This is a genomic window from Serratia sp. FGI94 (genome assembly GCF_000330865.1).
Taxonomy (GTDB): domain Bacteria; phylum Pseudomonadota; class Gammaproteobacteria; order Enterobacterales; family Enterobacteriaceae; genus Serratia_B; species Serratia_B rubidaea.
Genome location: NC_020064.1, coordinates 4,758,308 through 4,779,506, shown reverse-complemented (window position 1 = coordinate 4,779,506; position 21,199 = coordinate 4,758,308). Strand labels below are relative to the sequence as shown.

23 protein-coding genes are annotated in these 21,199 nt (G+C 52.9%); 15 read left to right on the top strand and 8 right to left on the bottom strand.

Going from position 1 to position 21,199, the window contains the following annotated elements; all coding sequences use genetic code 11:
* Nucleotides 1–7: 7 nt before the first annotated feature.
* The gene (locus D781_RS21840; RefSeq protein WP_015962392.1) at nt 8–1,402 is read right to left on the bottom strand and encodes a uracil-xanthine permease family protein; all 1,395 of its coding nucleotides are present in this window, start codon (nt 1,400–1,402) and stop codon (nt 8–10) included.
* A 241-nt stretch (nt 1,403–1,643) separates the two neighbouring features.
* On the opposite strand from D781_RS21840, the gene gltS reads away from it, so the two are divergent.
* Nucleotides 1,644–2,852, top strand: a complete 1,209-nt coding sequence (gltS, locus tag D781_RS21835) for a sodium/glutamate symporter (RefSeq protein WP_015962391.1) — start codon at nt 1,644–1,646, stop codon at nt 2,850–2,852.
* A gap of 59 nt (nt 2,853–2,911) precedes the next feature.
* Here the strand turns inward: gltS and recG are convergent, their stop codons facing one another.
* Genes recG through gmk form a run of 5 tightly spaced genes read right to left on the bottom strand, consistent with a single transcriptional unit; the run spans nt 2,912 to nt 8,768 of the window.
* Nucleotides 2,912–4,993, bottom strand: a complete 2,082-nt coding sequence (recG, locus tag D781_RS21830; protein WP_015962390.1) for an ATP-dependent DNA helicase RecG — start codon at nt 4,991–4,993, stop codon at nt 2,912–2,914.
* Nucleotides 4,990–5,685, bottom strand: coding sequence for a tRNA (guanosine(18)-2'-O)-methyltransferase TrmH (gene trmH / locus D781_RS21825; protein WP_071823862.1), 696 nt, complete (start codon nt 5,683–5,685; stop codon nt 4,990–4,992). The genes recG and trmH overlap by 4 nt, the downstream gene beginning before the upstream one ends.
* 5 nt (nt 5,686–5,690) lie before the next feature.
* A complete protein-coding gene (gene spoT, locus D781_RS21820) occupies nt 5,691–7,796 on the bottom strand; it encodes a bifunctional GTP diphosphokinase/guanosine-3',5'-bis pyrophosphate 3'-pyrophosphohydrolase (protein WP_015962388.1) in 2,106 nt (701 codons plus the stop codon).
* A gap of 18 nt (nt 7,797–7,814) precedes the next feature.
* A complete protein-coding gene (gene rpoZ, locus D781_RS21815; protein WP_015962387.1) occupies nt 7,815–8,090 on the bottom strand; it encodes a DNA-directed RNA polymerase subunit omega in 276 nt (91 codons plus the stop codon).
* A 54-nt stretch (nt 8,091–8,144) separates the two neighbouring features.
* The gene (gene gmk, locus D781_RS21810; protein ID WP_015962386.1) at nt 8,145–8,768 is read right to left on the bottom strand and encodes a guanylate kinase; all 624 of its coding nucleotides are present in this window, start codon (nt 8,766–8,768) and stop codon (nt 8,145–8,147) included.
* Between the two features lie 11 nt (nt 8,769–8,779).
* On the opposite strand from gmk, the gene D781_RS23785 reads away from it, so the two are divergent.
* Together D781_RS23785 and ligB are read left to right on the top strand one after the other, a co-directional pair.
* Nucleotides 8,780–9,055: a hypothetical protein gene (locus tag D781_RS23785; protein ID WP_124014469.1), complete on the top strand. Its 276-nt coding sequence runs from the start codon at nt 8,780–8,782 to the stop codon at nt 9,053–9,055.
* The gene (gene ligB / locus D781_RS21805; RefSeq protein ID WP_015962385.1) at nt 9,052–10,776 is read left to right on the top strand and encodes an NAD-dependent DNA ligase LigB; all 1,725 of its coding nucleotides are present in this window, start codon (nt 9,052–9,054) and stop codon (nt 10,774–10,776) included. Before D781_RS23785 ends, ligB begins: the two co-directional genes overlap by 4 nt.
* Here ligB and D781_RS21800 read toward each other — a convergent pair.
* Nucleotides 10,751–11,368: a trimeric intracellular cation channel family protein gene (locus D781_RS21800; RefSeq protein ID WP_015962384.1), complete on the bottom strand. Its 618-nt coding sequence runs from the start codon at nt 11,366–11,368 to the stop codon at nt 10,751–10,753. The genes ligB and D781_RS21800 overlap by 26 nt on opposite strands.
* Before the next feature lie 249 nt (nt 11,369–11,617).
* Complete coding sequence (locus D781_RS21795) at nt 11,618–12,697, bottom strand: linear amide C-N hydrolase (protein ID WP_015962383.1); 1,080 nt, start codon at nt 12,695–12,697, stop codon at nt 11,618–11,620.
* Nucleotides 12,698–12,806: 109 nt separating this feature from the next.
* Here D781_RS21795 and D781_RS21790 point away from each other — a divergent pair, with 109 nt between their 5' ends.
* The 12 genes from D781_RS21790 (at nt 12,807) to D781_RS21750 (ending at nt 20,996) form a co-directional block, all read left to right on the top strand.
* Entirely contained in the window at nt 12,807–13,688 is an 882-nt protein-coding gene (locus D781_RS21790) for a LysR family transcriptional regulator (RefSeq protein ID WP_015962382.1), read from the top strand.
* Between the two features lie 219 nt (nt 13,689–13,907).
* On the top strand, nt 13,908–14,276 hold the full coding sequence (locus D781_RS21785) for a hypothetical protein (RefSeq protein WP_124014468.1): 369 nt from the start codon (nt 13,908–13,910) through the stop codon (nt 14,274–14,276).
* A 92-nt stretch (nt 14,277–14,368) separates the two neighbouring features.
* A complete protein-coding gene (locus D781_RS23145; protein ID WP_071823861.1) occupies nt 14,369–14,758 on the top strand; it encodes a hypothetical protein in 390 nt (129 codons plus the stop codon).
* Nucleotides 14,759–14,784: 26 nt separating this feature from the next.
* On the top strand, nt 14,785–15,165 hold the full coding sequence (locus D781_RS21780) for a hypothetical protein (RefSeq protein ID WP_015962380.1): 381 nt from the start codon (nt 14,785–14,787) through the stop codon (nt 15,163–15,165).
* 320 nt (nt 15,166–15,485) lie between these two features.
* On the top strand, nt 15,486–17,744 hold the full coding sequence (tssI, locus tag D781_RS21775; protein ID WP_015962379.1) for a type VI secretion system tip protein TssI/VgrG: 2,259 nt from the start codon (nt 15,486–15,488) through the stop codon (nt 17,742–17,744).
* Nucleotides 17,745–17,752: 8 nt separating this feature from the next.
* Nucleotides 17,753–18,130 carry a hypothetical protein gene (locus tag D781_RS23140; RefSeq protein ID WP_071823915.1) on the top strand — a complete coding sequence of 126 codons (378 nt, stop codon included), beginning with the start codon at nt 17,753–17,755 and terminating at the stop codon, nt 18,128–18,130.
* Nucleotides 18,131–18,451: 321 nt separating this feature from the next.
* The gene (locus D781_RS21770; protein ID WP_015962377.1) at nt 18,452–18,835 is read left to right on the top strand and encodes a DUF3592 domain-containing protein; all 384 of its coding nucleotides are present in this window, start codon (nt 18,452–18,454) and stop codon (nt 18,833–18,835) included.
* Nucleotides 18,836–18,862: 27 nt separating this feature from the next.
* Nucleotides 18,863–19,279 (top strand): hypothetical protein, encoded by a 417-nt coding sequence (locus D781_RS21765; protein ID WP_041411937.1) that lies wholly within the window; start codon nt 18,863–18,865, stop codon nt 19,277–19,279.
* Nucleotides 19,279–19,641, top strand: coding sequence for a DUF3592 domain-containing protein (locus D781_RS21760; RefSeq protein WP_233494106.1), 363 nt, complete (start codon nt 19,279–19,281; stop codon nt 19,639–19,641). The genes D781_RS21765 and D781_RS21760 overlap by 1 nt, the downstream gene beginning before the upstream one ends.
* A 62-nt stretch (nt 19,642–19,703) precedes the next feature.
* Nucleotides 19,704–20,069, top strand: coding sequence for a DUF3592 domain-containing protein (locus D781_RS23780; protein WP_124014467.1), 366 nt, complete (start codon nt 19,704–19,706; stop codon nt 20,067–20,069).
* A gap of 43 nt (nt 20,070–20,112) precedes the next feature.
* Nucleotides 20,113–20,499 (top strand): DUF3592 domain-containing protein, encoded by a 387-nt coding sequence (locus D781_RS21755; RefSeq protein WP_015962376.1) that lies wholly within the window; start codon nt 20,113–20,115, stop codon nt 20,497–20,499.
* Between the two features lie 110 nt (nt 20,500–20,609).
* Nucleotides 20,610–20,996 carry a hypothetical protein gene (locus tag D781_RS21750; RefSeq protein ID WP_233494105.1) on the top strand — a complete coding sequence of 129 codons (387 nt, stop codon included), beginning with the start codon at nt 20,610–20,612 and terminating at the stop codon, nt 20,994–20,996.
* Nucleotides 20,997–21,199: the final 203 nt, after the last annotated feature.

Below are 21,199 nucleotides of genomic sequence, written 5' to 3'. Positions count from 1 at the left end.
TGCAGGATTATTCCTTCTCTTGCGGGAACACCAGGTTCAGTACGATGGCGGTGATACCGCCGGCGGCGATACCGGAGGAGAGCAGGGTTTTCAGCCAGTCCGGGGCGAACTGCAAAATCAGCGGCTGCTGGGAAACGCCCATACCCACCGCCAACGACAGCGCCATAATCATGATGGCGCGGCGATTAAGCTTCTCACGCGAGACGATGCGCACGCCGGATGCGGCGATGGTGCCGAACATCACGATGGTGGCGCCGCCCAGTACCGGCTCGGGAATATGCTGCACAAAGCCGGCGACCGCCGGGAACAGGCCCAGCGCGATCAGCATCAGCGCCACCACAAAGCCGACGTAGCGGCTGGCGACGCCGGTCAGCTGGATCACGCCGTTGTTCTGGCCGAAGCAGGAGTTCGGGAAGGTGTTGAAGACCGCCGACAGCATGGAGTTAAGACCGTTGGCCAGCACGCCGCCCTTCAGGCGCTTCATATACAGCGGGCCGCGCACCGGCTGCTCGGAGACGTCAGAGGTGGCGGTGATGTCGCCGATGGTTTCCAGCGAGGTGACCATAAAGATCAGCATCAACGGCAGCAGCAGATTCCAGTCGAAGCCCAGCCCGTAATACAGCGGGGTAGGGATGGTGATGGATGCGGCGTTGCTGACGGGCTGACTGGCGGGCAGCATATCGAGCGCCCAGGCCAGCAGATAGCCGACCGCCATGGCGATCACCAGCGAGGCGACGCGCAGATAGGGATTGCGCTGACGATTGAGCAGAATGATCACCGCCAGCACCGCGCCGGCCAGCAGCAGATTTTTGGGCGCGCCGAAGGTGTGGTCGCTCATGGCGGCGTAGCCGCCGCCGATGGAGGTCAGGCCGACCTGAATCAGCGACAGGCCGATGATCATCACCACAATGCCTGAAACCAGCGGCGTAATAATGCGGCGCGCCAGGTGCAGGACGCGCGACAGCAGAATCTCGGTGCAGGAGGCGACCATCAGGGTGCCGAACAGCGCCGCCATCATGGTCGGCACGTCTGCACCGCCGTTTTTCAGCGCCATGCCGCCCATAATCAGCGGCGATACGAAGTTAAAGCTGGTGCCCTGAATCGACAGCAGGCCGGAGCCGACCGGGCCCCAGGTCTTGATTTGTAAAATAGAGGCCAGACCGGAGGCGAACAGCGACATGCTGATAATGTGCTGAGTATCCTGCGCCGGCAGCCCTAATGCCTGGCAGATTAGCAGCGCCGGCGTGATCACGGCCACGAACATCGCCAGCAGATGCTGGCCGGCGGCAAACAGCGTTTGCGGCAGCGGCGGGCGGTCTTCCAGGCGGTAGATCAGTTCGCTTTTGGGCGAGGCGGCGGAGGCGTTTTGCGCGGGTTCAAGCTCGGCGGATTGCATGGTCATGGTGTGGCACTTTTCCGAAACGGCAAAGCAGGCATTTTAATCGTCTGGGCATCAAAAGCAAACGGTTGCCCTGTACTTTTCTGCCTCACATATTTTTATTTATGTCGCATTTTCATGCATTTTTTCTTGTCTTCTCAGCGTTTTTTCCTTCTAATCCTGCATTCATCAAGTTTAAAAAACTCAGTGGTTTTATATAACTTATTAATAAAATTGGATTTTTACCCTCACACGGAGTACCTGGATGTTTCATCTTGATACTTATGGCACGTTAGTCGCTGCAACTCTGGTTTTGCTCCTTGGGGGCAAGTGCGTTAGAAGCATTCCGCTGCTAAAAAAATACACCATTCCTGCCCCCGTCGCCGGTGGTTTGCTGGTTGCGCTGTTATTGCTGATTTTAAAACAGACCGTTAACTGGGAAATCAGCTTCGATATGTCGCTGAAAGATCCGCTGATGCTGGCCTTCTTCGCCACTATCGGCCTTAACGCCAACCTGGCGCGGCTGCGCGCCGGCGGTAAGGCGTTGGTTATCTTCCTGTTTGTGGTGCTGGGGCTGCTGGTGGTGCAGAACGCCATCGGCATCGGTATGGCGAAGATGCTGGGGATGGACCCGTTAATGGGCCTGATCGCCGGTTCGATCACCCTGTCGGGTGGCCACGGCACCGGCGCCGCCTGGAGTAAGCTGTTTATCGAGCGTTACGGCTTTGAAAACGCCACCGAAGTGGCGATGGCCTGCGCCACCTTCGGCCTGGTGCTGGGCGGCCTGATTGGCGGCCCGGTAGCGCGCCATCTGGTTAAACGTTCCACCCCGGAAGGTTCGCCGGATGACAGCGTCCAGCCGAGCGGCTTTGAGAAGCCGGAGAGCGGCCGCCTGATCACATCCTTGGTGATGATTGAAACCATCGCGATGATCGCCATCTGCCTCAGCCTTGGCCAGCTGATTGCCGGCCTGCTGAGCGGCACGGTGTTCGAGCTGCCTAACTTCGTCTGCGTACTGTTTGTCGGGGTGATCCTCAGCAATACGCTGGCATTCACCGGCTTTTATACCGTGTTTGAACGTGCGGTATCGGTGCTGGGCAACGTCAGTCTGTCGCTGTTCCTGGCGATGGCGCTGATGAGCCTGCGCCTGTGGGAGCTGGCGTCGCTGGCGCTGCCGATGCTGGCGATCCTGGCGGTGCAGACGCTGGTGATGGCGCTGTACGCGATTTTCGTCACCTACCGGGTGATGGGCAAAAACTATGACGCGGCGGTGCTGGCTGCCGGGCACTGCGGCTTCGGGATGGGCGCTACGCCGACCGCGATCGCCAATATGCAGGCGATTACCGATCGCTTTGGCCCGTCGCATCTGGCGTTTCTGGTGGTGCCGATGGTTGGGGCGTTCTTTATCGATATCGCCAACGCCATCATTATTAAGCTGTATCTGCTGCTGCCGGTCTTCCCGGCGATTGGCTGAGTCAGGCGGGGGATGTTACCCCGCAGGACGGCAAAAGGGCGCCTTATCGGCGCCCTTTTTTATGCGTTGGAGTAGCGGGCTTTTTCCGGCAGCCAGCGCTCGATCAGCGCCTGAGCATGGTCGGGATAGTGCTGGTGGATATGGCGCGCAACCCGCTGGACTTCCGGGATCATCGCCTGATCGCGCAGCAGATCGGCGACTTTGAATTCGGCACTGCCGGTCTGCCGGGTGCCCAACAGCTCGCCGGGGCCGCGGATTTCCAGATCGCGCTGGGCAATCACGAAGCCGTCGTTGCTGTCGCGCAGCACCTGCAGGCGTTTTTGCGCGGTTTTACTCAGCGGCGTTTTGTACAACAGCACGCAGTGCGAGGCGACCGCGCCGCGGCCTACGCGGCCACGCAGCTGGTGCAGCTGCGCCAGACCCAGCCGCTCCGGGTTTTCAATAATCATCAGGCTGGCGTTCGGCACGTCGACGCCGACCTCGATCACCGTGGTGGCGACCAGCAACTGCAGTTCGCCCTGCTTGAAGGCCTGCATCACCGCCTGTTTTTCCTGTGCTTTCATCCGGCCGTGCACCAGCGCTACCTTCAGCTCCGGCAGCGCCGCTTTCAGTTCTTCCCAGGTGGCTTCCGCCGCCTGCGCTTCCAGCAGCTCGGACTCTTCAATCAGCGTACAGACCCAGTAAGCCTGGCGCCCTTCCTGCAGGCAGGCGTTTCTGACGCGTTCGATAATGTCCGCCCGGCGGGTATCCGGGATCGCCACGGTGGTGACCGGCGTGCGTCCCGGCGGCAGTTCGTCAATGACCGAGGTATCCAGATCGGCGTAGGCGGTCATCGCCAGCGTACGTGGGATCGGCGTGGCGGTCATGATCAGCTGATGGGCATGGAAGCCCTGCTCTTCACCTTTTTCCCACAGTGCCAGACGCTGGTGGACGCCAAAGCGATGCTGTTCATCGATGATAACCAGCGCCAGCCCGTTAAATTGCACCTGTTCCTGGAAGATAGCGTGGGTGCCGACCACCATGGAAACCTGGCCGCTGGCGATCGCTTCCTGCTGGGCGATACGCGCCTTGCCTTTTTGTTTCCCGGCCAGCCAGCCGACCTCAATGCCCAACGGCGCAAACCATTGGCGGAAGTTATTTGCGTGCTGTTCCGCCAGCAGCTCGGTCGGCGCCATCAGCGCCACCTGTTTGCCGTTAGCAATGGCGCGCAGCGCCGCCAGCGCCGCCACCAGCGTTTTCCCGGAGCCGACGTCGCCCTGAACCAGGCGCATCATCGGGAAATCTTTTTGCATATCCGCTTCGATATCCGCCACCACGCGCTGTTGCGCACCGGTCGGCGCAAACGGCAGCTGGGCCAGAAACGCCTTTTTCAAGGCGTCGTCCGGCAGCAGCGGCTGGGCGTGGTAGCTCTGCGCGCCGGCGCGTACCGCCAGCATGCTGAGGTTGTGCGCCAGCAGCTCTTCCATAATCAGCCGTTTCTGCGCCGGGTGCTTGCCCAGCTCCAGATCGGCCAGCTGAATATCCGGCGGCGGACGATGCAGCGTATGCAGCGCCTGCGGCAGGCTCATCAGCCCGCCGCTCAGTTCCGGCGGCAGCAGTTCGGTAATGGCGCAGGTGTCCAGCAGCTCCAGCGCCTGATCGGTCAGCTTACGCAGCGTCGCCTGGCGTACGCCTTCGGTGGTGGGGTAGACTGGCGTCAGCGACGCCTGCAGTTCAACGTCGTCATGCTCGCCCTGCAGGCGGTATTCCGGATGAATAATTTCTGCACCGTGGTTGCCGCGTTTGATTTCCCCGTAGGCGGTGACCCGGCGTCCGGTCGCCAGGCTGTTTTTCATCGCCGCGTTGAAATTGAAAAAGCGCATGGTAAGGATGCCGGTGCCGTCGCTGATTTGGCAGGTTAGCATGCGGCGGCGGCCGAAACTGATATCGCTGCGCAGCACTTCGCCCTCTACCGTGGCGAAAATGCCCGGCAGCAGGTCGTTGATGGGGTACAGACGGGTGCGGTCTTCATAACGCAGCGGCAGGTGCAGCAGCAGATCCTGAATGGTGTCCAACCCGATTTTCGCCAGTTTGGCGGCCTGGCTGGCGCCAACGCCGTTCAGCGTGGTGAGCGGAACCGCATCCAGCAGGCGGCCTTTCATCTGCGCACCGTGGCTTGCATGGTGGCCCACCATTCGGCGTCGGCGACCACTTCGCCGTTTTCATCGATATGCGGGCGCGGCAGGCCTTTGCGCTTGGCGACGTTGGCCAGCACCGGATAGCCGCCTTCAAACAACAGGCGCTGCTGCTCTTCGTCATCCAGCATGCTGCGATCGCGGCGGTACATGCCGGCATTCTGGCGCTGTCGCTGAGCTTCATACAGGATCAGGGCGGAAGCCACGGAGACGTTGAGCGACTGCACCATGCCGATCATCGGAATGATAATGTCCTGGTCGGCCAGCTGCAGGGCTTCTTCGGTGATGCCGGTTTTCTCCTGCCCCAGCAGAATACAGGTTGGCCGGGTGTAGTCGATATCGCGGAAATCCACCGCGCGGTCGGAAAGGTGGGTCGCCAGGATCTGCATGCCCTGGCCCTTCATATGCTGCACCGCATCGCCAATGGTCGGGTGCGTTTTTACGTTGACCCAGCTGTTGCTGCCGGCGGCGGAAGAAACCAGCGTGCGCATGCGGGCGGTTGGCCAGACGGCGTGAACCTGGTGCACGCCAACGGCGTCGGCGGTGCGGATAATTGCAGAGACGTTATGCGGTTTGTGGACCTGCTCCAGACAGACCGTCAGATCCGGTTGCCGGGTGGCGAGCATTTCACAAATCCGCGCATAGCGTTCGGGGCTCATAGGCGCTAGTTTCGGTTACGGTTAACTTTAATCACATCCGGCATGATACGGATTTTACGCATGATATTTGCCAGATGGATGCGATCGCGAGTGGTCAGGCGAATAAAGGCGCTGTAGACCCGGCCGTCTTTCTCTTCGGTATTCAGGCTTTGAATATTGGACTCGGCAGCATTGATCGCTGCCGTCAGGTTGGCCAACGCCCCCTGATGATTGAACATGTCCACTTTGATCTCGGCGATGAATTCCTGCTCGGTTTCCTTATCCCACTCGACCGCCATGAATTTTTCCGGCTCTTTCTGGTAACCGCGAATGTTACGGCAGGATTCATGGTGGATCACCAGCCCTTTGCCCGGGCTGACGTGGGCGATAATCGGGTCGCCCGGGATCGGCCGGCAGCACTTGGCAAAGGTGATCAGTACGCCGTCGGCGCCTTTGATCGCCAGGTTGCGCACGCCGGAAGAGGCGCCGAGGCTGGATTGGTCACCCTGCAGGTTTTTCGCCACCACCACGCTCATGGCGTTGCCGAGGCCGATTTCCGCCAGCAGATCGTCCAGCGTCGCCAGCTTCATGCGCTCCAGCTCGTGCTGAATGTTTTCCTGCGGGATTTCGGCCAGCTTGCGGCTGCCGCCCAGCGCATGGTTCAGCAGACGACGGCCGAGGTTGACGGAGTCGTCGCGCTTGAGGTTTTTCAGCATCTGGCGGATTTTGGCGCGCGCTTTCGAGCTGACGACAAAGTTCAGCCAGGCGGCGTTTGGCCGCGCCCCCGGTGCGGTGATGATTTCCACCGTCTGGCCGCTGGTAAGCGCCTGTGACAGCGGATAAGGCTGGCGATCGACGCGGGCGCCGACGCAGGCGTGGCCGATATCGGTATGCACGGCGTAAGCGAAGTCAACCGGCGTGGCGCCGGCCGGCAGTTCGACGATGCGGCCTTCCGGGGTGAAAACGTAAATCTCATCTGGGAACAGATCGGATTTGACGCTCTCGATAAATTCGAAGGAGCTGCCGGCGCTTTGCTGCAGTTCCAGCAGGCTTTGCATCCAGCGCTGGGCGCGGATTTGCGCGGTGGTGCCGCTTTCGCCCTGTTCCTTGTACGCCCAGTGCGCAGCTACCCCCATTTCCGCCATCTGATCCATATCTTCGGTACGGATCTGCACTTCGACCGGCACGCCGTGCGGCCCGATCAGCGAAGTATGCAGCGACTGATAGCCGTTGGCTTTGGGAATGGCGATGTAATCTTTAACCCGTCCCGGGCGCGGTTTGTACAGGCTATGCACCTGGCCCAGCACGCGGTAACAGGTATCCACTTCCTTGACGATCACCCGGAACGCGTAGATATCCATAATCGAATGGAAGCGCTGCTCTTTCAGGTGCATCTTGCAGTAAATGGAGTAGAGGTGTTTTTCCCGTCCGCTGACGCGGCAGGCGATGCCGGCCTCGGTCAACCGTCCTTCAATTTCGGAAAGAATCTTTTGGATCATTTCCTTACGGTTGCCGCGCGCGGCTTTGACCACTTCCTTGATGACGCGGTAGCGGTTGGGGTAAAGCGCCTCAAAACCCAACTCTTCCAGCTCGGTTTTCAGGTGATGGATGCCCAGGCGGTGCGCCAGCGGGCTGTAGATTTCCAGGGTTTCACGCGCGATGCGCCGGCGTTTGTCCGGGCGCAGCGAACCGAGGGTGCGCATATTGTGCGTACGGTCGGCCAGCTTGATCAGCACGACGCGGATATCCTGCACCATCGCCATGATCATCTTGCGGAAGTTTTCCGCCTGCGCTTCTTTTTTATCCTGGAACTTGAGCTTGTCGAGCTTGGATACGCCTTCAACCAGTTCGGCGACGCTTTTGCCGAACAGCTGTTCCATATCCTGATAGGTAGCCGGGGTGTCTTCAATGACGTCATGCAGCAGGGCGGCCATCAGCGTCTCGTAATCGAGACGCATCTCCGCCAGGATGCAGGCCACGGCGACCGGGTGAGTAATATAAGGCTCACCGCTGGAGCGTGTCTGGCCCTCGTGAGCATCACGTGCGACGAGGTATGCCTGTTTGAGGCGCTTAATTTGCTCCTCAGGCAGGTAACGTTGAATCAGCTGGTTAAGGCTTTCAAACAGGTACAAGGCAGACTCGCTATTTAATTAACGACGGCCTTCAGCAATCGCGGTAACCGCCTGAATTTCTGCGGCTTCCTGCTCTTGCTGCTCCTGGCGCTCACGGACGTCGAGGATCTGGCTGTTGATCAGACCTTCTTCGATTTCGCGCAGCGCGATAACGGTGTACTTATCGTTCTCTTCAGGAACCAGCGCGTCTTTGCCGCCGACCTGGATTTGACGTGCCCGACGAGCAGCGACCAACACCAGGTCAAAACGGTTACCAATTTTCTCTACAGCGTCTTGAACAGTTACGCGTGCCATATTTGTGCTACTCCACAGGTGACGAAAAGACTGGGCATAATACTGAAACTGTCTTCAGTCTGCCAATAGTTTGCTGATTAAAGCGTCATGTCGCAGCATTTGCCGACCTAAACGCAAGCGCTCGGCGCGAATAATGGTTTTCAGATCGGACAGCGCCAGATCGAAATCATCGTTCACGATTAAATAATCATACTCCGCATAGTGCGTCATTTCCGCTACCGCCTGCGCCATGCGCTTGGCGATCACCTCATCGGAGTCCTGCCCGCGGCCGCGCAGGCGGCGGCCCAGCTCTTCCTTCGACGGCGGCAGAATAAAGATGCTGCGCGCCTGCGGCATTTTGGCGCGAATTTGCTGCGCGCCCTGCCAGTCGATATCCAGGAAAACATCGACGCCGGTCGCCAGCACCTGCTCGATAGCCGCGCGTGAGGTGCCGTAATAGTTGCCGAACACTTCGGCATGCTCAAGGAAGGCATCCTGCGCAATCATGCGGCGGAATTCGTCGTGCGACACAAAGAAATAGTGTTCGCCATGATTTTCACCCGGGCGACTGTCGCGCGTGGTGTGTGAAACCGACACCTGCGTGTCGTACAGCGGTTGGGTCTTTAACAAAGCCTGAATCAGACTTGATTTACCTGCGCCGCTGGGTGCAGAGACAATATAAAGCGTGCCTTGAGCCATGATGATGTTCGTTGATAGCGGTTGATGTGCCAATTACAGCAGATGTGTATTTTCTCCGCACAGTATACACGGCTAACGCCGCTGATGCAGCGTTTGCACGCATTTTGCCCGCGGCTTTGGGGGAAAAACACGGCAAAAATTGCAAACTGCCTTGCGTATCGCGTTATTTCGAGGGTTTTGCGCAAAAGAAAATTTATTTTGCCATGCGTTTCTCAGCCGATGAGTTTATGCGTTGCCGCCGTGCGGAAAAGCGGTTTTACTGCACCGCATCAGGGAGGAAGGAATGAAAGGACACCTTTTTTACGGCGCCGTGTTTTTTATTCTCGCGATGGTCATCTCCGCTTGCGTGCAGGCGGAAACCTGTCCGCACTGGCCGGCGGAGCGGCTGCGCAACGAACTGAATGCGTTGGAAGAGCAGCTGGCGCGTTGGGATGCGGCCTATTACCAACGCGGGCAAAGTTTGATTAGCGACGAACTCTATGACAGCCTGCGGCAAAAGCAGCAGTTTTGGCGGATTTGCGCCGGGCGGGCGGGGGAGCCGCCGCTGCCGCTGTTGCCGGCGGGAAAAATGCCCCATCCGGTCGCTCATACCGGGCTGCGCAAGCTGACGGACCGCCGGGCGGTAGCCCGCTGGCTGGCGGAGCGCCGTGACGTGTGGCTACAGCCGAAGATCGACGGCGTGGCCGTAACGCTGGTGTACCGGCAGGGCAAACTGGCGCAGGCGATCAGCCGCGGCGACGGCCGGCAGGGGGAAGACTGGCTGGAGAAGGTCAGGGTGATCCCCGGCGTGCCGTCAACGCTGGCGGGCGCGCCGGACTTTCTGGTGCTGCAGGGGGAACTGTTTCTGCTGATGACCGGTCATCGCCAGCAGGTTCACGGCGGCGTCAACGCGCGCGCCAGCGTTGCCGGCGCACTGATGCGTAACCGGCCCTCGGAACGGCTGGCGCAGCTGGGGATTTTCATCTGGGCCTGGCCCGATGGCCCGCCCGAGATGTCGCAGCGGCTGGCGCAGCTGGCGGCGTGGGGCTTTACGCTGGCGCGGGACTATACCCGGCCGGTGAGCTCGGTAGAGGACGTTATCCGTTGGCGTGAGAGGTGGTTTGCCACTCCCCTGCCTTTTGTCACCGATGGTGTGGTGCTGCATCAGGCTCGTTCGCCGTCCGGGCGCTACTGGCGTAATAAGCCGGCGCTGTGGGCGGTAGCGTGGAAATATCCGCCGGCAGAACAGGTGACGCGCGTGGAGCGGGTGATGTTCCGCATTGGCCGCACCGGCAAAATTACGGTGGTGCTGGCTTTGGATCCGCTGCAACTGGATGATAAATGGGTGCGACGCGTCAACATCGGTTCGCTCGCCCGCTGGCGGTTCTGGGACATCGTGCCCGGTGATCAGGTCGCCGTCAGCCTGAAGGGACAGGGGATCCCCCAGGTGACCCGCGTGGCGTGGCGCAGCGTGGAACGGCCTGTGCTGACGGCGCCGGATGCCGAGCGCTATCACGCCTTCAGCTGCTTTACCCCGCAGGCCGGTTGCCGGCAGCAGTTTATCGCGCGGCTTGTGTGGCTGAGCGGCCCGCAGGGGTTGATGATGAACGGCGTCAGCGAAGCCAGCTGGCGCATGCTGGTCGAACACGGACGGGTGAAAGAACTGGCGGACTGGCTGACGCTGACGCCGGAAAGCCTGCGCACGCTGCCGGGGGTGGGTGATAAGCAGGCGCAGCGGCTGCATCAGCAATTTATGCTGGCGCGGCGGCAGCCGTTCCAACGCTGGCTGCTGGCGTTGGGGGTGCCGCTGTCGGCCGAACAACTTGCCGGGGTGACGGGGTGGCAACAGGCCAAAAGGTTGCCGACGCATATATGGCAGCGGCAGGCCGGCGTCGGCGATAAACGGGCGGCGCAGCTGGTTGCTTTCTTCCGCCAGCCGGCGCTACAGCGCGTGGCAAACAGCCTGCAGCGGCAGCATATCGCCGGCTTTGCCGACGATGCGCTCAGTGATCCGGATGTTGATAATTGAACACGGGCAGCCCGAGCCGGAAGCGCAGGGCAAGCAGGCGTGCCCCCAGGCCGGCAAACAGCGTAATCAGCACCACGACGTTATGCGGCAGGTCGAAGTGCTGCAGGCCGATATACAGCCAGGCGGCAGCGAAAGCGATACCGCCGTAAATCTCTTTCTGGAATACCAGCGGGATGCGGTTGCAGAACATATCGCGCAGCACCCCGCCGAACACGCCGGTGATCACCGCGGCAATGGCGGCGATAATCGGGCTGTGGCCCATATCCAGCGCCACCTGCGCGCCAATAATAGAGAATACGATCAGGCCAACGGCATCCAGCACCAGAAACAGCCGGCGCAGATGACGCATCAGCGGGGCGAGCCAGGTGGTGACGATGGCGGCAATGGCGACAATCACGATGTATTCTGGGTGTTTAACCCAGCCTAGCGGGTAATGGCCAAGCAGGACATCGCGCACCGAGCCGCCGCCGATGGCCGTGGCGGAGGCGATGATCAGCACGCCGAACAGATCCATCTGACGACGCCCGGCGGCCAGCGCGCCGGTCATGGCTTCGGCGGTGATGCCAATAATATAAAGAATGCTCAGTAACATGAGGAAATTCGCTGTGCGGCTAGAATAGAACTTTTAACTGAAGGGTAATGACCATCTGATTATGCCGCCACTGAGTTTTTCTCACCGATAGCCATTCGGATTACTATAACTAATGCCTTGGTGCGTATTTTTCTTTGCTTACAGCATTGTTGTCGGTTGTTATTAAAACTCAGGCATAAATTATTTCGTGCTGCTTTCCCGGGGAAACTATTTACACAATAGCCCACGCCGTGCGGCGTGGGCCTGCCGTTACTTCGCCTGCGCCAGAATATTGCCCTCCCAGCCTTTCTGCGCGTAGTCATTCAGGTGCTTGATTTGCCGTACCGGCTGGCCTTGGCTAAAGTTGATATCGTGCAGCGATACCCAGACCTGTGAGGCCGCGAAGGTTGATTTGAAGTGGTATTCGCCGTGGCTCAGGTCGGAAATGGCGGTCCAGTAAGTGCCGATGCCTTTATTTTGTTCCGGGCGCTTGCTGTATTTTTCATACATATCGGACACTTTCTGTTCGTCAGGTTCTGCCGGCGAGCCGATGGGGTAAGCCACATTGTTAATCACCGATAAAATAAATCCCTGAGCCTGATTCTTGTTATCCGGCTGCGGTAGGTTTTGTAGATCGTAGCTGGCGCGCACCAGGCGCTCATCCGCTTCCAGCCCGCCGGGAATGTCGCCGCGTTTGGCGTTCTGATATTTAGCCAGATTCTTCAGCTGCTGTGCGTAAGACGGCGGGTTGGTCATCACCCGGTAGTTTTTATCGTGATAAACATTAACTTTGCCGTTATCAATCTCGATAATCGCCGAATCACCGCTAACGTCTTCAATGGCGATATGTTTGGTGTCGGAGGCGTAATCGATCGGCAGGCGCGCGGCGACCAGGCGCACATCGTTACGGATCGCATTTACTGCCTGATCGACGGTTGCGTAATTGTCCAGAATGTAGCTGAGCCAGGCGCGGCTTTCGAGAACCGGTTTATCCTGATTGTCCTGTTGAACCTGGCTGCCGTTCATATAAAACAGCGTGTGCCCCGCCAACCCTTTTTCATTCATGCCATCCATCGGGAATACGCCGTCGGCATAGACCACTACGCTGCCGTAGCGGGTTTGCCACTGTGCGGCATTGGGATTGTCGCCGCCGTTATGCGCCACGCCGCGCGGGGTGATCACCAACGCGGGATCGACCGGGCCGAAGAAATCCAGATTACGGGCGCTGACCATATAGCCGGGGTACATATTCATAAACGCGCGGGTGCAGGCCTGTGCGCCGGTGGTCAGGCTGGCGCTGAGTATCGCGCCGGCCAGCAGCGCCGATGCGCTGGAAACGAATTTTTTCATGTTATCTCCTTACCGTTATGTGAGGGGTACTCGGGAAGAGTAAGGCGTTGGCCGCGCGGTCAAGAGTGAGTTAATGGGGGAAAATCCCCCGAACCGGACAGGAACAGCCGTGGGAAAGATTCGATTTTCTTTAGCTCAGATAGAGGCGTTCGCCAGCGTGTGCGAGAGCGGTAATTTAACGCGGGCAGCTAAACGCCTGGGCAAGGACCGCACCACCGTCGGCGAACTGGTCGAGTATCTGGAGCTGGATTTAGGTTATGCGCTGTTCGATCGCCATACGCGCCCGCTGCGGTTAACGGATGCCGGGCAGCGCCTGTATCGTCAGGCGCGGCTATTCCTGCAGGAAGCGGAAACCTTTTGCCAGTTGGCAGAGCATATTCCGCAGCAGGTTCGCCAGCGCGTGGTGCTGTGCTATGACGCGTTTACGCCAAGGCAGTTTTTGAGCGCGCTGTCGGCGGCGCTGTATCAGCAGGGTATTGCGTTGGACCTGCGCATGATGGAAAGGGCAGAGGCGGAAGATCTGTTGGCCGACGGCGCGGCGCACCTTGGCGTCTATCAGGCGCTTAACCGCAGCATCAGCGATCGGTTTAAATGGCGGGCGCTAGGGGCGTTGGAGATGGCAGTGTATGCCCGTGAGGGGTTCTTTCCGGACGCCTGTCCGATTCCGCTGATTGCGCTGGCTGCGCACACTCAGCTTATCCCGTTCAGCGACCTGCCGGATGCCATGGCCAAGCGCTTACAGATCTCTGACCGTATCCGGGTAATCAATGAATTGTCGCTGCTGCAGGTGGCGCTGAGCGCCGGGCAGGGCTGGGCATTTTTACCGACGCATTTTCAGGCCCAGCAATGGCCGGCGGTAAGCCGGCTCGACACCGACCTGGGCCAGAGCGGCCTGACGCACCCGATGGTCGCGCTCTGGAAGCCGGGCGCCGATGATGAGTTGCTGCGGTTGATTGAACAGGTGCAGCGGATATACCGCGAGGAATCTTAGGGGGTTCCGGTGGAGAATGTTACCGGGATCGCCGCTGACTTTATCCTGAAATAGCAGATATTCGTTGTGATCCCATTGCCTCTCGGTGATGAAAGATTTAGGTTATGCCTGAATGTATTACGATCACATTAATTATGAATGGAACATGTTAGGGATATCGTTAACAAACCCTGCAATGCTAAAGGGTTTGTAAATTTATTAGTGCTGGTGGGGATTGTCATGGGATTAGCCGATGTTGCTCTTTGGTTTAATATAATTGTCACGTGTTCTTTGCTCATCGTTGTTTTTTATGGTGTGAGGAATACATTAAAATCTAGTAAAAACAACGAGTCTATTATGAATAGTGGTCAGGAGGTGGAGGCCATAGTGATTGATGCAAAGCCACATGATAACCAAACTGCAGATGGGCGTCTGTTTATTTCATTATTGATCGAGTTTACCACTGGAGATGGAAAAATATCCACCAATAAAGATATTAATATTTCGGCATTTTATGCTGAAGAATATAAACTAGGTAAATTGATTACTATAAAATACCAAAGGAGCAATCCGCAGAATATCATTGTTGTTGGCAATGTTAATAACTAGTATGCTGTTGTATGTGGGCATGGGTGCTAAGCCGGTGGAACGAACATTAACAGAACATTTCTGTATATATCTGACATTTACTGGGAGGTAGAGTGAGTTTTATTAGTCAATATTCAGGGCTGATCATTATGGCAGCGCTTGCCTTAACGTTTTTGATGATTTTTGGAACGCTAAGAGGGCTGAAGGGACAGGGAGATGATCTTACCAAAATAAAACACTGGTTAAGTAAAGAAAGATGGAAAGGTGAGATAAAAGAAGCATTATTGTCAAGTTGGCGGCAGACTAACGCGACTAATAATCTTGACTATTATTTTGTCTTCACCTTTGAGATGAATATTGATGGGGAAAATAAACAGTACAGTGCTGCTTCAGTCGTTAGGGTATCAGAGGTTCCTAAATTAAAACCAGGCTTACCGATCATCATTAAATATGATGGGGTTCCGCCAGAAAAAATTGCAGTAATGTCTGTTGATTATGGGTGAGTAATTTCTCACATAAGAAGGTTTTTATGGGTTTTATCTCAGAGCATCCGTTTATCTTTGCGTGGTCAGTTATCTTTATTCTTGTTTTTATTTCTATAAGGGGACTTAGAGGTCAAAAGGACGACATTAAAGAAATTAAAAATTGGATTGGTAGAGACTTATGGAAAGGTAGTGTCTCCACTGCCAGACTCATCTCATGGCAACAACTGCAGGCAACACACAATATTGATTACTTCTACTCGTTTACTGTTGAAAGCGAGCTGGACGGTAGCTTAAAGCAGTACAGTGCCGCAGGAGTGGTTAAAGCTTCGGAGGTTGGCAAATTGCGGAAAGGGTTAGTCGTGATAATAAAGCATCAAGGCGTACCCCCTAAGAAAATCGCCGTTATTGGCGTTGATTTTGACTGAGCAATAACGTGTTAATGCCGCATTTTACTGTCTTCAGTAAGCTGCATCGCTATATCGTACACTGTTTACCAACTGCCTGAATAACATACGTAGCGCATAGCGTTATCCTTATATTACAGGTGGCCGGTGCTGCGGGATGCGGTTATTGACCTATGTTATCGATAGTTACGCGGAGCAAAACACCCGATCTTTATAGTGTTATAAATAAACGTGACGATATTCATCATATTCTGATTCTATATTTCACTATCGCGGCCTATCCTGATATAAAGGCGATTCTTTACTATCGCATTACCGTTGTCAGGCAAAGGACTACCGTCATGTTAGATCGCATTACCGTTCAGCTACCCATCCCCGGGCTGCTTTTCTGGAAACTCTCCGGGCGTGAGGCGTTATCGGAGCCGTTTGAACTGAACGTAACGCTGCTGAGTACTGATGCACGTATCGATCGCAGCAGCCTGTTGGGGCAGCCGATTACGGTGACTATCCCGACGCGTTCTCTGATGGGTAAACGCTACCTGAACGGTAAGATAACCCGCGTGGCGGTCAATGCGGTGGAACTGTCCGGTACCCGCTATGCGGAATACCGCCTGACGATGGAGCCGGATCTGTGGCCGATGAAGCGCGACCGTAACCTGCGTATTTTCCAGGGCCAGACGGTGCCGCAGATCGTGAAGAGTCTGCTGGGCGAAAGCCAGGTGAATGTGGAAGATCGGCTGACGGGCAGCTATCGCCCATGGGAATACTGCGTGCAGTATCAGGAGAGCAGCCTGGCGTTTATCAGCCGTTTGATGGAGCTGGAGGGCATTGCCTATCACTTCAGCCATGAGGCGGACAAACACACTCTGGTGTTGACGGATGCCCCGCTGCAACAGCAGCCGTTCAGCGGTTACGAGAGTATTCCCTACCATGTTACGCCTTCCGGCGGCAGTACCGACGAAGAGGGCATCAGCCAGTGGGCGCTGGAAGACAGCGTCACACCGGGCATCTACAGCCTGGACGACTACGATTTCCGCAAACCCAACGCCTGGCTGTTCCAGGCGCGTCAGAATCCGGCCTCGCCGTCACCGGGCAGCATCGATGTTTACGACTGGCCGGGACGCTATGTGGAACATGGCCACGGCGAGTTCTATGCCCGCATCCGTCAGGAACGCTGGCAGGTGGATCACCAGCAGATACAGGGAACTGGCACCGCCGTTGGGCTGGCGCCGGGTTACACCTTTGCACTGCTGAACGCGCCATTCTTCAGCGATAACGGCGAGTATCTGACTACGGCGGTGCACTACCAGTTTGAAGAGAACCGCTATGCCAGCGGCGACAGCGGGGGAAGCGTTCACCGGCTGGACTTTTCGGTGATCCCATCCTCCGTCGTATTCCGCCCGGAGCAGGCGACGCCTTGGCCGCGTACCTACGGCCCGCAGACCGCGAAGGTAGTGGGGCCGCAGGGCGAATCCATCTGGACCGATAAATACGGCCGGGTGAAGGTGAAGTTCCACTGGGACCGTCTGGCGAATGGCGATGACACCAGTTCGGGCTGGGTGCGCGTTTCCAGCGCCTGGGCCGGTCAGGGGTTTGGCGGTGTGCAGATCCCGCGCGTTGGCGACGAAGTAGTGATCGACTTTATCAACGGCGATCCGGACCGCCCCATCGTGACGGGCAGGGTATATAACGAAGCCAGCATGCCACCGTGGGCGCTGCCGGCAGCGGCCACCCAGATGGGCTTTATGACCCGCAGTAAAGGCGGGCATCTTGATAATTCCAGCCATCTCTATTTTGAAGACAAACCCGGTGCTGAAATGTTGTCGATGCATGCGGAAAAAGATATGCGGGTTTCGGTAGAGAATAATAAAGATGTGACTATCGATGGTACACGTACTACCATTATTGGCAAAGAACAAAATGATGAAATCATTGGTGATGCAACGTTCCATTACCGGAAGAAACGGAAAACGACAGTAGATGATGTTGAAACTAGATTATTTAATAATGGTGAAGAAACCACCATTAGAAATGGACGAACTTTAAGCGTAATTAGTGGTGACGATAATATCGTAGTACACGATAACAGAGATACGAAAATCGGAGCTAATGAGCGTCGGCATATAAAGGGAACTCTAACAAAGACTGTTGATCAGGGGGTGAAGACAACAGTTATTTCTGGTGGGGTTACCGAAAGTATTGAAGGTAATGTAAAGGTTGATATTAATGGAAGCTGGAGTCAGAGTGTAACGTCAGGGAATATTGATATTTATAGTCCAAATGAAATTACTATTAAAAGTGATTCGAAAGTTAGCATTGAAGCACCTTCTAGCTGGGCAAAAACTGCAGTCCATTCATTATCTTTAACAGGGTTTAGTGAAAGCTTTACTGGAAATAATGTTTCTTTTACAGGTAATAGTGTTGGTGCCACGGGGGTGAGCTCAACCTTCACGACGGTTACTAACAGTGTAACGGCATTGAGTAATTCGAGTACGCTCGTAAGTTATTCTACGCGAGCTATTGATAATCGACGTGCTTTAACAAAAATAGAAGATTCTCTCCAGAATCTTGTTATTAGTGCGATACATGTATTTATATGAAGGGTTATATGAGCTTTTTAACAGAACCATTTTTTTTATTTGGTATAGTTGTTACTGTTCTTGCATTGGTTTTATCCTTTGCTATGTTTAAACCTAATAAATCTCAGTTGACAACAATGAAAGACTGGGTGTCCCGTGAAAAATGGACAGGAACGACAATTGTTGTTCCACTTGAATCATGGAATCAAACAGATTCGAAATATGGTAATGATTTTTTTTATGATTTTTATTTTATGGCAACTATCGGTCAAAAACCTAAGAGATATTGTGCAAAGGGTTTAGTAAGGGCAAATGATATTCATAAATTAAAGAAAGGTCTGGAGTTGGTTGTGAAATATAGTGATGATACGCCACCTAAAATCGCAGTGATAAATGTTAATTATTAACTTTTGATGTTTATGTTACTGTGTAATTGATAAGCCAAAAAGGAATTGGTTTTTATGGTCTATATAAGCCATTTGGGATTTCTGAGAATGTGGAATGATTGTGATTCCACTTTTTGGTAATTGAAAATAAATGGAATGTTATAATTGTCAGTATATCATTTTTAATTTATTTCGCTTATAGTGGGAATTACAGTGGGAAGTGAATATGTAAATTTTTTCAGAAATAAATGCATAATATAGGAAGGGAAAATTTTGAAATGAAAAAACTCTCGTCTCGATGCATAATACCGTTTACCCCTCCCAATTAATATCAGGAAATACATGTATTTCATTATTAAATATCTACATATTATAATTGTTGGTGTCGTTGTTATTGCAATAGGTTATTCCCTTGTCAGAAACCGTATACGTAAGAATGTTGAAAAAGAGATACTGAATAACCCATGTTATACTGAAGCAACTATCGTAGATATTACCCCCGGGACTCCATCAAATATTGGCATTATTAGTATCCATGTTGGTTACCGCTTTACAACAGAAACTGGGGATACTATTGAAAAGGATGATGAACTAATAAACATTAAAACAATGGATTTACAAAAATATCAAGTGGGATCCGGGATACCTATTGTTTATGCCAGAAATGAACCATCAAAAAACATGTTGAATATGAGGGATGCGATGAAAGATTTCAAGCGAAAGTAATTAATTGTTATCTGGTAAAGCCTATTTATGTTTGATTTCATTAAGTCTATGACTGAAAGATCATGGTTTGCCTATGTTGTCTTGGCTATTATGATTATGCTTGGGTTATATTATTTATATTCCTTTGTTCTGGATAATTATCGACGCATTACTATGGAAAGAAATCAAGAAGAAGCAAGAAGAAATGGCATCCAGGGAAAAGCTGTTATTATTAGTTCAAATCTAACACCTGAACTTCAGGATATTCTTGTGAAAAAGAAGAAAAGTCTTGATTTAACAATTAGTGTAACAGGACCTGATGACATTTCTTTTGAAGTAAGAACAACACATTTGGTTAATCCGTTGATGCTGGATGATTATCGTATGGGAAAAAATTTGGTTGTTAAATTTGTGCCTGGAGATAAAGAGAAAATAGTAATTATTGATAATAATAAGGAAAAATAATGGTTTTAGGATGGGTTATACCTGATTATTTTTGGGTTACATTAATAATAGCAGTTGTTATCATTATTGTAATAGCTTACTGCTATAGAACAGGTGCCACTTATGACCGATTTAAAAAGGATGGGGTTCGTACAGAGGCTAGAATTTTGAATATGGATAAAATCGGAGCGACAGGAACGGGAAATACAAAGCTTAAGATGGATATTGAATTTGATACTGACTCAGGACAGGTTACTACAACAGCTAAAGAATATATTTCCCCTCAGAATATGGTAAAGATAATGAGGAATAATACGATTTGTATTTATTATATACCTAATAACCCAAAGGAAGTATTTTTGGCTCCATTTGAAATGAAGTGATAGTGTATTTTTATGTGAGGTGGCATGACCAATTTTAAGACTGATTTTATTAATGGTTAAAAATGAATATTTCTTATTTTACAACTTACCCTTTATTGGCTATATCTTTCATCGCCATGGCTTTTTTTGTATATGCACTAATTCGTGGAGGGAGTGGGGTTAAAATTAGTCCACAAGATGCCGTTGATACACAAGGAGAGATTGTTTCGATAAGAAGTTCAAGTGGCGAAAACTCTGCGTTTGTTAACGTTTTGATTACAGTTAGGTTTAATACTTTTGATAAAAAAATCATTACAAGTGAAGGCAGAGCAGTTATTGATGTAACGAGACTAACAGAATATAAAAAAGGTGATTCAATACCATTGACCTATTCAAGGATTGATCCTAAAAAAATCAAGATAAAAATAAAATCTCCATTGGATAAATAGTGTCTTTGTATGAAGAATTGGGAATATAATTGCGGGAAGTAAAATGAGTAATGCATTTATTATAACAATGGTAATAATCGCGCTGGTGTTCGGCGTTTTCCCCATGGCACGCTTCCTCTATACGAATTTTATCCCATATTTAAAGGATAGTTTTTCTCAGGATGCAGTTTTAAAAAATGGTATGGTTACGGATGCGGAAATTGTTAATACAGTTCAAACAAGTAGTTGGGATGGTAATAAACCTGTTTATAAACTTACGTTCCGGTTTAAAACAAAAGAAGATGACCTTGTTGAATCAACAATAATGAAGCCTTTAACTTTCAAAGAGATTGAAACCCTTAAAGAAGGCTATATAACTACAATAAAGTACGATCCTGAAAATCCGAAAAAAATAGCCTTGCTTGATAAGCCATTGATTCTTGGGGATTAAATGATTCGTGGTATAGATAATCGATGTTTGAAATAAAAACCAGTGCTACTGGCAGGTTGGATATGTATGGTTACTATCCCAGCTAAAGGAAATATTGCCGATAAGGATAAATGATGGCTATCCTGGAAGCCGCCAATATTATATTAACGTTTACCATTATCTTGGTATGTTATTATTTTGCCAACAGAGTTATCAAGGGTTCCCGTCGGCGTGAACTGGGGATTATTGAACAGGGAGCAGATGTGTACGTTACTATCCTGTCGCTAAAGCAAAGCGGCCTGTTTATTAACAATAACCCTGTTCTTGAGATGGACTTACGGCTAGAGGATCCTGAAAGCCAAGCCGTCTGGATGCTGGAAAAACACCGTGAAACCGTGCCGCAGATCGCTCTTTCGGCTTATCAACTGGGATTGGTATATCAGGCAAAGGCTAATGGTAAAAATGATTTTGTCTTTATTAAGGATAACTCTGGGAAACCCGTTGCTGTTAGTTATTGATGTTATTTATCAATAGCTTTCCCCATATGTTTTTAGAAAACACAGTGAGCTGTTGATCGTTCTCGTTAATGGTTAAGCCAAGTTGAATATGACAGTTTATTTATTTTTTATCTTGTGGAATGTCGCGCATGGTTTTTCTGTTAACTTATCACCTTGAGAATGATATTCTCCATGCAAACGATTAGCGGATGATTATTTCAGGC

Coding starts and splice junctions, on each gene's coding strand:
- D781_RS21840 (WP_015962392.1), bottom strand. CDS start 1,402: ATGACCATGCAATCCGCCGAGCTTGAACCCGCGCAAAACGCCTCCGCC.
- gltS (WP_015962391.1), top strand. CDS start 1,644: ATGTTTCATCTTGATACTTATGGCACGTTAGTCGCTGCAACTCTGGTT.
- recG (WP_015962390.1), bottom strand. CDS start 4,993: ATGAAAGGCCGCCTGCTGGATGCGGTTCCGCTCACCACGCTGAACGGC.
- trmH (WP_071823862.1), bottom strand. CDS start 5,685: ATGAGCCCCGAACGCTATGCGCGGATTTGTGAAATGCTCGCCACCCGG.
- rpoZ (WP_015962387.1), bottom strand. CDS start 8,090: ATGGCACGCGTAACTGTTCAAGACGCTGTAGAGAAAATTGGTAACCGT.
- gmk (WP_015962386.1), bottom strand. CDS start 8,768: ATGGCTCAAGGCACGCTTTATATTGTCTCTGCACCCAGCGGCGCAGGT.
- ligB (WP_015962385.1), top strand. CDS start 9,052: ATGAAAGGACACCTTTTTTACGGCGCCGTGTTTTTTATTCTCGCGATG.
- D781_RS21800 (WP_015962384.1), bottom strand. CDS start 11,368: ATGTTACTGAGCATTCTTTATATTATTGGCATCACCGCCGAAGCCATG.
- D781_RS21795 (WP_015962383.1), bottom strand. CDS start 12,697: ATGAAAAAATTCGTTTCCAGCGCATCGGCGCTGCTGGCCGGCGCGATA.
- D781_RS21785 (WP_124014468.1), top strand. CDS start 13,908: ATGGGATTAGCCGATGTTGCTCTTTGGTTTAATATAATTGTCACGTGT.
- D781_RS21780 (WP_015962380.1), top strand. CDS start 14,785: ATGGGTTTTATCTCAGAGCATCCGTTTATCTTTGCGTGGTCAGTTATC.
- tssI (WP_015962379.1), top strand. CDS start 15,486: ATGTTAGATCGCATTACCGTTCAGCTACCCATCCCCGGGCTGCTTTTC.
- D781_RS23140 (WP_071823915.1), top strand. CDS start 17,753: ATGAGCTTTTTAACAGAACCATTTTTTTTATTTGGTATAGTTGTTACT.
- D781_RS21770 (WP_015962377.1), top strand. CDS start 18,452: ATGTATTTCATTATTAAATATCTACATATTATAATTGTTGGTGTCGTT.
- D781_RS21765 (WP_041411937.1), top strand. CDS start 18,863: ATGTTTGATTTCATTAAGTCTATGACTGAAAGATCATGGTTTGCCTAT.
- D781_RS21760 (WP_233494106.1), top strand. CDS start 19,279: ATGGTTTTAGGATGGGTTATACCTGATTATTTTTGGGTTACATTAATA.
- D781_RS23780 (WP_124014467.1), top strand. CDS start 19,704: ATGAATATTTCTTATTTTACAACTTACCCTTTATTGGCTATATCTTTC.
- D781_RS21755 (WP_015962376.1), top strand. CDS start 20,113: ATGAGTAATGCATTTATTATAACAATGGTAATAATCGCGCTGGTGTTC.
- D781_RS21750 (WP_233494105.1), top strand. CDS start 20,610: ATGATGGCTATCCTGGAAGCCGCCAATATTATATTAACGTTTACCATT.